Source organism: Pseudomonas sp. (genome assembly GCF_050739655.1).
Classification (GTDB): Bacteria; Pseudomonadota; Gammaproteobacteria; order Pseudomonadales; family Pseudomonadaceae; genus Aquipseudomonas.
The window spans coordinates 1-15,390 of sequence record NZ_JBOIBY010000218.1; the positions used below are offsets into that span (position 1 = coordinate 1).

A 15,390-nucleotide genomic window follows, 5' to 3' on the forward strand; every position below is an offset into this window, starting at 1 on the left:
ACCCGGCGTATCAGCCGTTCGGGATCTGGAGGATCAGCCTGTAGCCCATGATCGTTCCCACGCTCTGCGTGGGAACGCCGCCTCGGACGCTCCGCGTCCATCGCTGTGACGCAGAGCGTCACGGGATGCATTCCCACGCAGAGTGTGGGAACGATCTCGCTCAGCGCAGCGTTCTCTCGTTTTCAACAGGAGTTTCAAATGGCGAAGAAACCCACTGCAGCCACCTTCATCAAGGACCCGCTCTGGTACAAGGACGCGGTGATCTATCAGGTTCACGTCAAATCCTATTTCGACTCCAATAACGACGGGATCGGCGACTTTCCCGGCCTGATTGCCAAACTCGACTACATCGCCGAACTCGGCGTCAATACTATCTGGCTCTTGCCGTTCTATCCCTCGCCAAGGCGCGACGATGGCTACGACATCGCCGAATACCGTGGCGTCCACAGCGACTACGGCACCATGGCCGACGCCAAGCGTTTTATCGCCGAGGCGCACAAGCGCGGGCTTCGGGTCATCACCGAACTGGTCATCAATCACACTTCAGACCAGCACCCGTGGTTCCAGCGTGCCCGCAAAGCCAAACCGGGCTCGGCGGCACGGGATTTCTATGTGTGGTCCGATGACGATCAAAAGTACGACGGCACCCGCATCATCTTTCTCGACACCGAAAAGTCCAACTGGACCTGGGACCCGGTAGCCGGTCAGTACTTCTGGCACCGCTTTTATTCCCACCAACCCGACCTGAATTTCGACAACCCGCAGGTCATGAAAGCCGTTCTGTCGGTGATGCGCTACTGGCTCGACATGGGCATCGACGGATTGCGTCTGGACGCCATCCCGTACCTGATCGAACGGGACGGCACCAATAACGAAAACCTCCCCGAGACCCACGACGTACTCAAGCAGATTCGCGCCGAGATCGATGCCAACTACCCCGATCGCATGTTGCTGGCCGAGGCCAACCAATGGCCGGAAGACACACAGTTGTATTTCGGTGACACCGACAAACAGGGCTTGAACGGTGATGAATGCCACATGGCGTTCCACTTTCCGTTGATGCCACGCATGTACATGGCATTGGCCCAGGAAGACCGCTTTCCGATCACCGACATTCTGCGCCAGACCCCGGAGATCCCGGCCAATTGCCAATGGGCGATTTTCCTGCGCAACCACGATGAGCTGACCCTGGAGATGGTCACTGACAAGGAGCGCGATTACCTGTGGAATTACTACGCGGCCGACCGTCGGGCGCGGATCAACCTGGGGATTCGCCGCCGTTTGGCGCCGTTGATGGAGCGCGACCGGCGTCGGGTGGAACTGCTCAATAGTTTGCTGCTGTCGATGCCGGGCACGCCGACCCTGTATTACGGCGATGAAATCGGTATGGGCGACAATATCTACCTGGGCGATCGCGATGGTGTGCGCACGCCGATGCAGTGGTCCATCGACCGCAATGGCGGCTTCTCCCGCGCCGATCCGGCCAGCCTGGTTTTGCCGCCGATCATGGACCCTCAATACGGCTACCTGTCGGTCAACGTCGAAACCCAGTCCGGCGACCCCCATTCGCTGTTGAACTGGACACGACGCTTATTGGCCGTGCGCAAGCAATCCAAGGCCTTTGGCCGTGGCACGTTGAAAATGCTGTCGCCAACCAATCGCCGGGTGCTGGCCTATACCCGCGAATACACCGGGCCGGATGGCAAGCACGAAATCATTCTGTGTGTGGCCAACGTTTCGCGCAGTGCCCAGGCAGTGGAGCTGGACCTGTCGGCTTACGTGGGCATGGTGCCGGTGGAGATGCTCGGCGGTAACGCCTTTCCCCCGATTGGCCAATTGAATTTCCTGCTGACCCTGGCGCCTTACGGTTTCTATTGGTTCGGGCTCGCGGCCGAGAATCAGATGCCGAGTTGGCACGTGGAGCCAGCGCAAAGCCTGCCGGACTTCACCACACTCGTCTTGAAGAAACGCATGGAAGAACTGCTCGAATCGCCATCGCGCACCACGTTGGAGCAGGGCATTTTGCCAAGCTGGCTGCAGAACCGCCGTTGGTTCGCCGGCAAGGACGCCGCCATCGATCAGGTCAGCCTGGCCTACGGTGTACGTTTTGGTGATGCGCAGCACCCGGTGTTGCTCAGCGAAATCGAAGTCACCAGCGGCGGCCAGACGAGTCGCTACCAACTGCCGTTCGGCTTCATTGCCGAAGACCAGGTCGGTGCGGCATTGCCACAACAACTGGCGCTGTCACGGGTACGCCGCGGGCCGCAGGTCGGTTTGATCACCGACGCATTCAGTCTGGAGAACTTTATCCGTGCGGTGTTGCAGGGCATGCACAACAACACGGTATTGCCTTCGGACGGCGGGGAGATCCGTTTCGAACCGACCGCCGAGCTGGCCAAATTGGGGCTGACGGCTGAATCGGAAGTACGTTATCTGTCAGCCGAGCAATCCAACAGCTCTGTGGTAGTGGGCAATAGTCTGGTGCTGAAACTGATCCGCAAGGTCGCTTCGGGCGTACACCCGGAACTGGAAATGAGCGCTTACCTGACTCGCGCGGGCTTCAGCAACATCTCGCCGCTGTTAGGGGCGGTGGTGCGTCAGGATGCGGCAGGCGAAGACAACCTGCTGATGATCGCCCAAGGCTATCTGAGCAATCAGGGCGATGCCTGGGAATGGACCCAGAACAACCTGGAACGGGCGTTGCGCGACGAACTGGCGGACGCCATGTCCGAGCAGGAACAACACTACAACGCGCTCGGCGAACTGAAAGATTTCGCTGGCATGCTGGGCCAGCGCCTGGGCGAGATGCATCAAGTGCTGGCGGCATCCAGCGACAACCCTGATTTCGATCCGCACATCACTACCCAAAAGGACGCGCTGGCGACAGCCAAGGATGTGGCGGCGCAAATCGAGCACGCGCTGAAGTTGCTCAAACAGCATCAAAACGAACTGAACCCGAGCGACAGGACATTGGTCAGCCGCTTACTGGACAACAAAAAAGCGATCCTCAATCACCTACAGGAACTGGCTAAACAGACCGCTGGAGGCTTGCGGTTTCGCGTACACGGCGATTTGCATCTGGGACAGGTGCTGGTGATCAAGGGGGATGCTTACCTGATCGATTTTGAAGGCGAACCGGCGCGACCGTTGCATGAACGACGGGGCAAGCACAGCCCGTACAAGGACGTCGGTGGCGTGTTGCGCTCATTTGATTACGCGGCGGCCATGGCGATCAATGTGCACAACCTCGACAACACCGCCGAGGCGCAAGCGGCCCGGCAGAAAGTCGCCGACCGTTATTTAAATGAAGCAAAACAGGCATTTGTCGACGCTTATCGGCTGGCGGCAGCTACGCTAGGCCATGCATGGCAAGATCCTCAAGGCGAGGACGCCGCATTAGCGTTGTTCGGTCTGGAGAAAGCGGCGTATGAAGTGGCCTATGAGGCGGAGAATCGCCCCGGTTGGTTGCCCGTGCCGTTGCATGGTTTATATGGATTATTGAGTGGGCTTAAACCCTTTTCCGAACTTGGTGGAGAGTAGTCATGAGTGTCTCGAACAAGGAACAGGGTCATCATCATAAAGAAGCACTGCTGCCCAGGGCGCGGGATATCGATGCGCTGGTACGCGCCGAGCATCACGACCCCTTTGCCATTCTTGGCCCCCACGGCGACGGTGCCGGCGGGCAATTCATTCGGGCCTACCTGCCGGACGCCTTGAGCGTGCAGGTCGTGGCCAAAGACTCTGGCGAAGAACTCGGTCAACTGGAAACGACCCAGACGCCCGGGCTGTTCGTCGGGCACTACGACCGCGCACAACCCTATGTGCTACGCACGCGCTGGGCGGGTGGCGAGCAAACCGCGGAGGATCCGTACAGCTTTGGTGCGTTGCTCGGTGACATGGATTTGTATCTGTTCGCCGAAGGCAATCACCGCGACTTGAGCAGCGCCCTGGGCGCGCAGTTGACCACGGTGGACGGGGTCGAAGGCGTACGTTTCGCCGTGTGGGCGCCCAATGCCCGTAGGGTATCGGTGGTCGGTGATTTCAACGGCTGGGACGGTCGCCGCCATCCCATGCGCTCGCGCCACCCGACCGGTGTCTGGGAATTGTTCATTCCACGCCTGCAAGCGGGTGAAGCCTACAAATACGAAATCCTCGGCAAACAAGGGGTTTTGCCCTTGAAGGCCGACCCCATGGCCTTGGCCACCAGTCTGCCACCGGACACCGCTTCCAAAGTGGCGTCACCTTTGAAAATTGACTGGCAAGACCAGGACTGGATGTCGTCCCGCGTGGATCGCCAGCAGGTGACCGCGCCGCTGTCGATCTACGAATTGCACGCCGGTTCCTGGCAATGCGAATTGGACGATCTGGGCGAAGTGGCTCGCCAGTACACCTGGCCCGAGCTGGCCGAGCGCCTGATTCCGTATGTGAAAGAGCTGGGCTTCACCCACATCGAACTGATGCCGATCATGGAGCATCCGTTCGGGGGTTCATGGGGTTATCAATTGCTTTCGCAATTTGCCACCAGTGCCCGTTACGGTTCGGGGGATGAGTTCGCGGCGTTCATCAATGCCTGCCACTTGGCCGAAATCGGCGTGATCCTCGATTGGGTGCCAGCGCATTTCCCCACAGACACCCATGGCCTGGCGCAATTCGACGGCACGGCACTGTACGAGTACGGCAACCCGCAGGAAGGTTTCCACCAGGACTGGGACACGCTGATCTACAACCTCGGCCGCACCGAAGTGCACGGCTACATGCTGGCCTCGGCGCTGCACTGGCTCAAGCATTTCCACGTCGATGGCCTGCGGGTCGACGCCGTGGCCTCGATGCTGTACCGCGACTACTCGCGCAAGGCCGGCGAGTGGGTGCCCAATCGCCATGGCGGTCGGGAGAACCTTGAGTCGATCGACTTCCTGCGCCATCTCAACGACGTCGTGGCATTGGAAGCTCCAGGCGCGCTGGTGATCGCTGAAGAATCCACCGCATGGCCGGGCGTGAGCCAGAGCACGCAACAGGGCGGTCTCGGGTTTGCCTACAAATGGAACATGGGCTGGATGCACGATTCGCTGCATTACATCCAGCAGGATCCGGTGTACCGCGCCCATCACCATAACGAGCTGAGTTTCGGCCTGGTGTATGCCTGGTCCGAGCGGTTCATCCTGCCGATCTCCCACGACGAAGTGGTACACGGCAAGCATTCGCTGATCGACAAGATGCCTGGCGACCGCTGGCAGAAATTCGCCAACCTGCGTGCGTACCTGAGTTTCATGTGGGCGCACCCGGGCAAGAAGCTGTTGTTCATGGGCTGCGAGTTCGGTCAGTGGCGCGAGTGGAATCACGATCAGCAACTGGACTGGTACCTGCTGCAATACTCCGAGCACAAGGGTGTGCAGAAGCTGGTCAGCGACCTCAATCGCCTGTACCGCGAAGAACCGGCACTGCACGAACAGGACGATGTGCCGCAGGGTTTCCAGTGGCTGATTGGCGATGATGCGATCAACAGTGTTTATGCGTGGTTGCGCTGGAGCAAGGATGGCAAGCCGGTGCTGGTGGTGGCCAACTTCACGCCGGTGCCACGCGAGGCCTATCGCGTCGGGGTTCCGTTTGCCGGGCAGTGGAATGAGGTGATCAACAGTGATTCGTCGATCTATGCCGGTTCCAATTATGGCAACAGTGGCGGGGCGGTTGCCGAGGAAACGTCGAGCCATGGGCAGGCGTTGTCGCTGGTGTTGAATCTGCCGCCGCTGGCGGTGTTGGTGTTGCGGCCGGAGGGCTGATTCAAGACCGCGTCGCTTTCATCGCTAGCAGGCTAGCTCCCACAGTTGGATTCGGTACATCCGTGGAAGTAAGGTCGGCTGGAAGGCGGCCTTCGTGGGCAAGTCGAATCGTCGCACCGCTCGCCCCTAGAGAAGGCTCGGCGCAAAAAATCAGGTCGAGTGTCAGCTCGCCTCGCGAGCGTTTGATCTTGATTTACCTGCCCCTTCGGCAGGCTGAGTGGAGGTATTCATCCGGGGGTTAGGTGCGCAGCGCCGAGCGGCGAAGCCGCACACATCGAGAGGAGGTGCAGCGCAGCAAACCGGAGGCGATGCCCCCGGATGGATGCCGGAGCGAAGGTATCCCGAGCCTTGGCGAGGGACCGTACGCCGGGGCAAAGCGTTTTGCTTCCTTTTGGGCGTTTGCAAAAGGGAGTCGCTGTAAGAGCGAAACCATAGGTGGCCGTTACCGCAGGAATGGATATGTACACTCCAGAGACTATGGTTGGCTGGCAGGCCGCCATCGCTGGCAAGCCAGCTCCCACAGGATCTGGGGTGTATTTGAGGGTGGGTACGACCCAAATCCGTAGGAGCCGGCTTGCTGGCGATTGCGGTGGTGAATTCGAGGCTGCCTTCGCGGGCAAGCCTCGCTCCCACAAAGTTTCGCTCAACCTCTTCTCACCAACGCATCCGCACACCCAGGCTGCCAATGATCCCGTTCAAATCATTGTCGTCCACATCACTGCTGTAGTCGGCGCTGACATACAGGCTCACCGCTGGCGTCACCCTTGCTACCAACCCCAAACCCAGTTCTACGGTCGAGGAGTTACGACTGCTGCTGATCTTGTCGACCTGGTCGAGGGTCACGGTATTGCCGGTGTAGACCGTGTGCCACAAGTTGGTCCGCACATAGGGTTCGACGGGCAGGCCGTTGATGTCGTAGCTACCTTTCAACTTGGCACCGACCCGTCCGCTCCACGACGTCAAATCGCTTGAGGACGCGTTATCCGAACCTGCATTAGGCGTGTCGAGAGTGATCCGTTGATTGATCAATTGCGCCTGTGGTTCAACTACCCAGTTTTTACTGATGCCAATCGGGAAGCCGCCTTCGACCGACAACGTCACCGCGCTGCCTTCGGTGGCTTGGCGGTCACCCTGTTCGTTGCGGCTGTAACCGTTGACCCGGCCGCCACTGGCCGACAGATCGACATGCCAGCCTTGTGGCCCGGTCAAGCTGTAGTAGGCGCCCAGGCTCTGGCCTTGCAGGTTGAGGGTGTCGCTGTTGAGGTCGGACATGGCACGGTTGATCAGCGGGCCATTGCTGTTGCCCTGAATCTGATTGGTTCCGCCGATCAGGCCTACGCGTTGGGTGTGACCGCTGTTGCTTTGCAAGGTGAGGATGGCTGGGCTCTTAACTTCGCCCGAGCCTGGATTGGTAAAACCCTGGGCCAGTGCATCGGTTTGCGCCTGGCGTGAGGCTTGGCCGTAGATCTGGTCCCAGGCAAAAGGCGTGGCGTCTTCGGTAGTGAGTTGGTTGCTTCGTATATCGGCGGTTGGGCCGAAGAGGCCGGGATAGCGAGTGGAGAGGGCGGGCAAGGTGAGTACCGGGATGTCCTGGCGATACCAGGGCGTTGCCTCTTCCTCGTTCGGTTGGGCCTGAACTTCCATGGAAGAACACAACAGGAGTGAACTGGAAACAGTGCAAAAACTGACTTTGATCTCGTGTGGGGTGAGTGAGGTTTTCATGGGGGGTCTACCTTGCTATCGCATGCCGTACTCGCCTTGGCGTCTCTCCTACCCCGAATGAGGGGCGACCGAATGAATGGGGGCAAGCCGGGGGCGGCCCGTGTAGGCGGGTGTCTTGGGGGGGCTTGCCCCTGATTGAGTTTCCGGGGGTAGTAACGTGAATTCAAGAAGACCCCTGCCGTCGCGTCAAGAAAATGGCCGATCAATGGTAGGGGTATTTCGGGTCTTATAAGTGACTGATTTACGACACCTCTCTAAGTGATTGTTTCTTGGAAAAATCGTCAAAAATGTCACGGTCTAGAGCCTTTGCTCGGGTATCACCAGCTCCATCTGATGCCCAGGTTGCCGGTCGTTGCTCGCTGCTGGTTACTGTCTAAATTGCTGCTGTAGTCGACATTGGCATACACGCTGACGTTGGGCGCGAGCGTCAGGATGGCGCCAACCCCAAGATCGGCCCAGGAGGACTTCTGCTCGGTGTCGATATCGGTGGTTGCGGCGAAAGTGACTGTGTCGGTGCCCGAAAAGGTGTGCCACAGGTTGGCCCGCAGGTAGGGTTCCAGCGGCAAACCGCTAAGGTCATAAGTGCCTTTGAGGCGGGCCCCCATACGGCCGGTCCAGGACGGATCGGAATCGAAGGTCACCCGGGAAATACCGTCATCCTGACTGTCGAGCTCGACTTGTTGATGGATGATCTGCGCCTGGGGTTCGATCACCCAGCTGCTGGACACCGCAAAGGGGTAACCGGCCTCTGCTGAAAGCGTCACGGCGTGGCCGTGATTGTCGATTTTCAGGCCTCGATCGGAATGGCTGTCGCCATCGAGCCAGGTGTACATCGCGACGGCATCGAGGTACGCGTTACCGGGATCGGTCAATGTCCAATAGGCGCCGAGGCTGTCACCCTCAAGTTCGACTTTACCGGCGCGTTTGTCTTCGAAGCCCTGATTGAAACCGTCGACATCACCCTTCAAGCGACTGTGGCCGACGAAGAAACCGGTGCGCTGGGTTTGCCCGCCCGCCAGTTGCGAACCGAAAAGATCGTTGCCGACCTGGAACCCGTTCAGTGAACCGTCGAGCCTGGGTGTCACGGTACCGGCCCAGGTCTGGTCGAAGTTCTTGCCATAGACACGCCCCCAACCTGCGCCAAAAGTACCGGTTTCGATCAGCAGGCGTTGATCGCCCTGGCGATCGTGGAAGGTGCCGAGTGCACTCAGGGCCAATTGTGCTGCTGCCGGTGGCAGCGCCGACCAGGTGGGGACTTCCGGGCGATACAGCGGGATGGGCGCGGCGCCGCGTGCCGGGACCGGCAACGGCGGGCTGCCCGCGGCCGCTACGGGTGTTGGCACCACCGGTACCAGGATCGGCGGCAAGGTCGGGTCGGAGTTGGGCACCGCGAGCGCTACGCCACCCTCGGGCGTGCGTACCACAGGCACCTGAATGGGCGGCAAGGTGGGGTCGGGGTTGGGCACGGCGAGCACTGGAACAGTCTCAGGTGTCAGCACCGCAGGCAGCTCAGGTACGACAATCGGCGGCAAGGCAGGGTCAGGGTTGGGCACTGTGAGTACGGGAGCCGCCACGACCGAGGAGCGCAAGTACCAGCTGTTTTCACTGCCAACGGTGACGCCGCCCTTGTACAGCTCGTAATCGAACGCACCGGCCGACACCTTTGTTTTGAGTCTGAAAGCGTCATTGTTGCTGACGGCGGTGCCTTGGGCCTGGACCACCTGAATGCCGTTCTGCAGGGTTTGCGCACCGGCGCCACCCAGGTTGGTGACGGTGATTGCAGTGGTACCGGTCAGCGTCCCGTCCTTGACCACCAGTTTATCGCTGGGCGAACTGTCATCGCCGAGTGAACTTTGCACAGAGAGATGGCCGTCGATGCCCGCATAGTTGCCTTGCACAGTCAGCGTATCGTTGGTGCGGGTATTACCGCTGCTCAGGTCGATAATCCCGGCGTTGTTCAGGGTCGCACGTTGGCCGGTGGTGAAAGGCGTAATGCTGCCTTGGGTGGAGGTCAGGCTGCTGGTTGCGTCGATGTTGAATACGCCGGTGCCGCTGCTGCTGTCACCGAGAACGAAGTTACCGTCAAGATCGATCTGCGAACCGTTGCTCAGGTTGACCGTTTCCCATTTGGTGTACCGGCTGGCACCGGCAGTCGTGGTGTGATCGAAAGTCAGCAGATCGACACCGCTGCCACCATTGAGGCCCGGAGTTTGCGCGAGGGTACTTTCGCCAAGGTTGCGCAAGGTCGCGCTGTCGTTGCCATCTTCCAGGAGGATGGCTGAATGGATGATGCCGCCGCCATCCCAGATGAAGGTGTCATTGCCGGTGCTGGCGCGAATCTCGCCGCCGACTTCACCTCCGGTGATCGTGATGCTGTCGTTGCCACCGCTGACACTGATATTGCCGCCAATCTTGCCACCGGAAATGATGATGGTGTCGGTGTCAAACCCGGTCACCACGTTGCCGAAGACCTCCCCACCCGACATGTCGAAAAGATTTTTATCGAGTTTCATGTCGACCCGGCCGATGGTGCCGCCCCTCATGCGGGCAGTGTCACCGTCCTCAAAGGCACCTTTGATCTTACCGTCGAACATTTCGAAGAGATCACGGCTATCGCCCTGGGCAAGGGACCCAATGACGCCGCCGCGCATGGTGAAACTGTCGACCCCATTGCCCTGGTTCACAGCTCCGGTCACCTGGCCTTCGGTGATGTTGAAGGAATCGGCGCCATCCCCTTGATTGACGTTGCCATCGATACGACCGGATTTCATGTCGATCGTGTCGCTGCCGGCACCGGTGGTCACGTTGCCTCCTATCGTGCCGGTGCCGCCGGTGGGCAGGATCAACGTGTTGTTGCCCGTCGTATCACTCAGCGGTCCGCCGCTGCCACTGTCGCAAACATGAGTATCGTTACCGGCGGTTGGGGTGAAGGTGCAGGCGGCCTGCGTAGGTTGCGGCCAGCCGATGCACAAAAAAATGGAGAAGGCGCAGGCGCTGTAACGGTACTTGGGCAGGTCTGTCGCAAACGGCATACACGTCTCCCGAATTGGATCGGTAACTGTGCTGCCACAGGTTCAACAGTGGCGAGGCAACAGTCAGCTTCGGCAGCGCGGGTCGCGAGACAGCGTCAGGAGGGTAGATACCCGTGATCAAGAACCTTCGGCAACGACGGCTACTGTTTAGTCCATGTCCGTATCAGGATCGATACGCATGCGAGGACCGTAACAGTGCTGTTGGGGCGTGCCTACTGTCACAAATGACAGGCAATCGCGGCTATCCGACGAACGGAGGAGGGAATGAATTGCAACGAAAGAGACGTCAGAGATGCACTTCCACCGCCAACGGCAAATGATCCGACAGGTGTGTCCAGGGTTTGCTCCCGAGGATTTTCGGATCATGGCTGCTGGCATTACGCAGGTAAATGCGGTCAAGGCGCAGCAGCGGGAAGCGCGCCGGGTAGGTTTTTGCCGGGCGACCGTGGTGGCGTTCGAAGGCTTCGTGCAGGTAGTCGCGGCGGGCGAGGGCGGCGTTGCCTTGCAGTTGCCAGTCGTTGAAATCACCGGCGATGATCACCGGCGCGCTGTCGGGTAATGATTCGAGCAGTTGGCAGAGCAGCTGCAACTGCAACTGGCGGTGGCTTTCCAACAAACTCAAGTGGACACAAATGGCGTGGACTTCGGCGTGCCCCGGCACGTCCAGTACGCAGTGCAACAGTCCGCGACGTTCGGGGCCGGTGATGGAGACATCCAGGTTTCGGTATTCGCGAATCGGATATTTCGACAGCAGTGCGTTGCCGTGGTGGCCGTCGGGGTAGACCGCGTTGCGGCCATAGGCGAAATCGCTCCACATGCTGTCCGCCAGGAATTCATATTGCGAAGTCTGTGGCCAGTTGTTGTAGCGAGAGGAATGGCCATCGTGCTCGCCGACCACTTCCTGCAGGAACACCAAGTCCGCGGATGTGCTGCGTACTGCTTCGCGCAGCTCCGGGAGAATGAAGCGTCGGTTCAGTGCAGTGAAACCCTTGTGCGTATTGACCGTCAGCACACGCAACCGATGGATCTGCGACGAACTGGTCAACGGCACCGATTCGGCCGCCTGCGACTTGGAATGGGTGGTCACTTTCACTCCTCTGAATCCGGTTTGCCTATGTATGCGACTGATGCGCGCGCGAGCAGTTCAGTTTGAGTGAGTTGAGACCGATTGTTGGCGGGATGGACATCACTTCACACAAACACAATCTCATAGGGTAAACGCATCCGCTCCAGCAGCACCCGGGACAACATGGGGGGGATGCCAATGGCCGGCTCGCCGCTGAGTTGGCTGGCATAGGCATGGGTGGCGTGGCTTTTGCGGGCGACGGTCCAGGTGTCGAGGCGCAACTTGCGGGCGCGATGCCAGGGAATCAGTTCGCGATCGCGCATTGGCCAGTGCCAGGCCCAGACGGGTACTTCATTGAACGTCGCCCCAGCGATCTCCGCTGCATTGGCGCTGGCACGACCGACGGCGTCGTGGTCACTGTTTCCGTCCTTTGACCAGGTACTGAACACCACGTCGCCGGGGCGCAAATAGCGGGCAATGAATTGCGTGAGCTCCAGCTCATGCTCGGCCAGGGCGTTGTCGGTAAAACCGCCGCGAATCCATTTCAGACTGAGCATCGGCAAACCGAGCCGTCGCAAGGCTTCGACGCTTTCCTGGGAGCGAAACACGCCCAGGCGCTTTTCCGACCACTGTTTCGATCCTGGGTGACTGGCGCTGCCGTCGGTTACCGAAATCAATTGCAAGGGATGGCCCAAACTGCTGAGCAGCTGCAACAGGCCGCCGCAGGTCACCACTTCATCGCCGGGATGTGGGGCAATCACGACGGCGCGAGCCCCGGCCGGGACCAGGGATTGAGTGCTGATGACCGGGATGTTGTCCAGTTGCAGGGCACTGTTCCAGATCTGTGCTGGCAGGCTGCTCTCGCTGGTGGAGACAGATTTCATGGGGCTACGTCCTTGTTTCGTTTCACCTTCAGTCACGCACGATGCTGGCATGCCTGACCCGTGAAGGCGGGTTGATAACAATGTGCGGCATACCGAACCCTGGCATGCCGCGCATCGAGTATTGCTCATGTAACGTTATTCGTCGCGTCAGAGGTCCATCATTGGCGTTTTTATCCGTGCGGCGCGGTGTTAATGGCTTTATTCCTCTTCCTCATGCTGCAACTCGAACAGCAGCAGTGAACGGCCGGTGACCGAATACTCGTGGCCGAACTCAAAGCGTTCCTGGCCACGAATCGAGGGTTGGTTGGTGTCGACCATGCAGGTCCAGAAGCCGCCGTCGGGTACTTCCGGCAACAGGAAATTAACGATGTCGTGATGGGCGTTGACCACCAGCAACAAGGTGGCGTCGGCACCCTTGCGGCGAATCCCGGTTTCCTGGGCGCGCCCGTCAAGCAGCATGCCCAGGCAACGGTTGTGTGCGTCATGCCAATGCTCGGTGGTCATTTCGGTGCCATCCGGCGCGAGCCAGGTGACGTCCTTGACGCCGATCTCCTCGTTGTAATTACCCACCGAAAAGCGCCCACGACGCAGGATCGGGTAGGCCAGGCGCAACTTGATCAGGCGCTTGACGAATTTGAGCAGCGCCTTGCCGTCTTCGCTCAGGTCCCAGTTGACCCAGCCGATCTCGCTGTCCTGGCAATAGGCGTTGTTGTTGCCGTTCTGAGTACGGGCGAATTCGTCGCCGGCCACCAGCATCGGCGTGCCCTGGGCCAGGATCAATGTGGCGAAGAAGTTGCGCATTTGCCGGTGACGCAGGGCGTTGATTTCGGGATCGTCGGTGGGGCCTTCGACGCCGTGGTTCCAGGACAGGTTGTTGTTACTGCCGTCCTGATTGTTTTCGTCGTTGGCTTCGTTGTGTTTGTCGTTATAGGACACCAGGTCGTTGAGGGTGAAGCCATCGTGGGCGGTCACGAAGTTCACCGAAGCGAACGGGCGCCGGCCACGCTGATTGAACATCTCGCCGGAGGCGGTCATGCGGCTGGCGAAGTCCGCCAGTTGGCCATCGTCCCCTTTCCAGAACGCGCGCACGGTGTCGCGGAACTTGTCGTTCCATTCCACCCAGCCCGGTGGAAAGTTGCCGACCTGATACCCACCGGGGCCGCAGTCCCAGGGCTCGGCGATCAGTTTCACCTGACGCAGGACCGGGTCCTGACGGCAAGCGACGAGGAAGCTGTGCCGCTCGTCGAAACCATCGTGATAGCGCCCAAGAATGGTCGCCAAGTCGAAACGAAAACCATCGACGTGCATTTCCGAGGCCCAGTAGCGCAGGGAGTCGGTGACCATCTGCAGCACGCACGGATGGCTCAGGTCCAGCGTGTTGCCGGTGCCGGAATCGTTGATGTAGAAGCGTTTGTCATCGGGCATCAGGCGATAGTAAGAGGCGTTGTCGATGCCGCGCATGGACAGGGTTGGCCCCTGTTCGTTGCCCTCGGCGGTGTGGTTGTAGACCACGTCGAGGATCACTTCCAGATTGGCTTCATGCAGGTGCGCGACCATTTCCTTGAATTCGGCAATCTTGCCGCTGGCCAGGTAACGCGGGTCGGGGGCGAAGAAGGCGATGCTGTTGTAGCCCCAGTAATTGGTCATGCCCTTGTGTAGCAGGTGCTGGTCGTTGACGAACGCGTGGATCGGCAGCAACTCCACGGTCGATACGCCCAGTTTGCGGATGTGTTCGAGGACGTCGTCGACCATCAGCCCGGCGAAGGTGCCGCGTACGTTATCGGGCACCGAAGGGTGGCGCATGCTGAAGCCGCGTACGTGGGTCTCATAAATGATGGTCTGGTCCCAGGGCACGCTGACGCGATGGTCGTGGCCCCAAGTGTGCGCCGGGTCGATCACCTTGCATTTGGGCACGAAGGGTGCGCTGTCGCGTTCATCGAAACTGAGGTCGGCGTCGGGGTGCCCGATGGTGTAGCCAAACAGCGCCTCGGACCACTTCAACTGACCCACCAGTTGTTTGGCATAGGGATCGATCAACAGTTTGTTGGGATTGAAGCGATGGCCGTTGGCTGGATCGTAGGGACCGTAGACCCGGTAACCATAGATCAGCCCCGGATGGGCATCAGGAAGGTAGCCATGGTAGATCTCGTCGGTGTACTCCGGCAGCTCTATACGTTCAATTTCCACCTCGCCCGCATCATCGAAAATGCACAGTTCGACTTTGGTGGCGTTGGCGGAAAACAGGGCGAAATTGACCCCCAACCCATCCCAGTTCGCACCCAGCGGAAAGGGCAGGCCTTCACGGATTCGCGAGGGCTCGGCACGAGGTGCTGGGGTGTCTTTATTTGGACGGGTCATAAATGCTCCTGCAAGTGCTTTTTACCGGGCGAACGCGCCCACGGTGGCGAGCAGACTCGCCACTATGTCAAACGCTAGAAAACTCGTAAAAAGTCAGACCGCAGGCGGTTTCCGCGCTGCGCGAGGCTTTTTCTCGGCCTTTTCCCCGGGAGGGATCACGGCCGAGGCCGCGGCCGGCTTGGTTTTGGCTTTAGGCGCGGCGACCTTGCCATTGCCAGCCTTGCCATTGGCGGTTTTGCTGACGGCAGGTTTGCTCGCCGCTGCCTTGGCCGGTTTTTTCGGCGCCAGGGCTTCGGCTTCCGCCAATTTGCACGCCATCTCCCAGTGCCGGGATTCCTGGCCTTCGGGTTGTCCTTCAGACTCCCAGATCTGATAGGCAAACTCGCGGATGCGTTTATCGTCGGTACTCATCGCATTGCTCCTGAACTGAACTCAAATGTTTGTAGCCTGGATAAAGAGATTGACCGGGAAATCCCCCAGCGCGGCGCTGATCATCAGCTCCCTGTGTTTTGTGACTGCGACGCTTGAAAAAAGTCCCTTCAGATTTTCGT

Annotated in this window: 8 protein-coding genes; 2 read left to right on the forward strand and 6 right to left on the reverse strand. The window is 59.6% G+C overall.

Translation table 11 applies throughout. The annotated features are described in order from the left end of the window. Nucleotides 1-198: 198 nt before the first annotated feature. Together treS and glgB are read left to right on the forward strand one after the other, a co-directional pair. A complete protein-coding gene (gene treS / locus ACRESJ_RS10785) occupies nucleotides 199-3,540 on the forward strand; it encodes a maltose alpha-D-glucosyltransferase (protein ID WP_431757890.1) in 3,342 nt (1,113 codons plus the stop codon). Between the two features lie 2 nt (nucleotides 3,541-3,542). Continuing rightward, nucleotides 3,543-5,777, forward strand: a complete 2,235-nt coding sequence (gene glgB, locus ACRESJ_RS10790) for a 1,4-alpha-glucan branching protein GlgB (RefSeq protein WP_431757891.1) — start codon at nucleotides 3,543-3,545, stop codon at nucleotides 5,775-5,777. A gap of 654 nt (nucleotides 5,778-6,431) precedes the next feature. Here the strand turns inward: glgB and ACRESJ_RS10795 are convergent. The 6 genes from ACRESJ_RS10795 to ACRESJ_RS10820 form a co-directional block, all read right to left on the reverse strand. Continuing rightward, on the reverse strand, nucleotides 6,432-7,499 hold the full coding sequence (locus ACRESJ_RS10795; protein WP_431757892.1) for an autotransporter domain-containing protein: 1,068 nt from the start codon (nucleotides 7,497-7,499) through the stop codon (nucleotides 6,432-6,434). A gap of 317 nt (nucleotides 7,500-7,816) precedes the next feature. Next, entirely contained in the window at nucleotides 7,817-10,531 is a 2,715-nt protein-coding gene (locus ACRESJ_RS10800) for an autotransporter outer membrane beta-barrel domain-containing protein (RefSeq protein WP_431757893.1), read from the reverse strand. A gap of 286 nt (nucleotides 10,532-10,817) precedes the next feature. Further along, complete coding sequence (locus ACRESJ_RS10805) at nucleotides 10,818-11,618, reverse strand: endonuclease/exonuclease/phosphatase family protein (RefSeq protein WP_431757894.1); 801 nt, start codon at nucleotides 11,616-11,618, stop codon at nucleotides 10,818-10,820. Nucleotides 11,619-11,722: 104 nt separating this feature from the next. After that, the gene (locus ACRESJ_RS10810) at nucleotides 11,723-12,481 is read right to left on the reverse strand and encodes a PIG-L deacetylase family protein (protein ID WP_431757895.1); all 759 of its coding nucleotides are present in this window, start codon (nucleotides 12,479-12,481) and stop codon (nucleotides 11,723-11,725) included. Nucleotides 12,482-12,679: 198 nt separating this feature from the next. Further along, nucleotides 12,680-14,839 carry a glycogen debranching protein GlgX gene (gene glgX, locus ACRESJ_RS10815; protein ID WP_431757896.1) on the reverse strand — a complete coding sequence of 720 codons (2,160 nt, stop codon included), beginning with the start codon at nucleotides 14,837-14,839 and terminating at the stop codon, nucleotides 12,680-12,682. A gap of 93 nt (nucleotides 14,840-14,932) precedes the next feature. Further along, a complete protein-coding gene (locus ACRESJ_RS10820) occupies nucleotides 14,933-15,250 on the reverse strand; it encodes a DUF2934 domain-containing protein (protein WP_431757897.1) in 318 nt (105 codons plus the stop codon). Nucleotides 15,251-15,390: the final 140 nt, after the last annotated feature.

What these genes read in the sequence shown, in the direction of transcription:
- ACRESJ_RS10810 (WP_431757895.1), bottom strand. Translation starts at nt 12,481, where the DNA reads ATGAAATCTGTCTCCACCAGCGAGAGCAGCCTGCCAGCACAGATCTGG.
- treS (WP_431757890.1), top strand. Translation starts at nt 199, where the DNA reads ATGGCGAAGAAACCCACTGCAGCCACCTTCATCAAGGACCCGCTCTGG.
- ACRESJ_RS10820 (WP_431757897.1), bottom strand. Translation starts at nt 15,250, where the DNA reads ATGAGTACCGACGATAAACGCATCCGCGAGTTTGCCTATCAGATCTGG.
- ACRESJ_RS10800 (WP_431757893.1), bottom strand. Translation starts at nt 10,531, where the DNA reads ATGCCGTTTGCGACAGACCTGCCCAAGTACCGTTACAGCGCCTGCGCC.
- glgB (WP_431757891.1), top strand. Translation starts at nt 3,543, where the DNA reads ATGAGTGTCTCGAACAAGGAACAGGGTCATCATCATAAAGAAGCACTG.
- glgX (WP_431757896.1), bottom strand. Translation starts at nt 14,839, where the DNA reads ATGACCCGTCCAAATAAAGACACCCCAGCACCTCGTGCCGAGCCCTCG.
- ACRESJ_RS10795 (WP_431757892.1), bottom strand. Translation starts at nt 7,499, where the DNA reads ATGAAAACCTCACTCACCCCACACGAGATCAAAGTCAGTTTTTGCACT.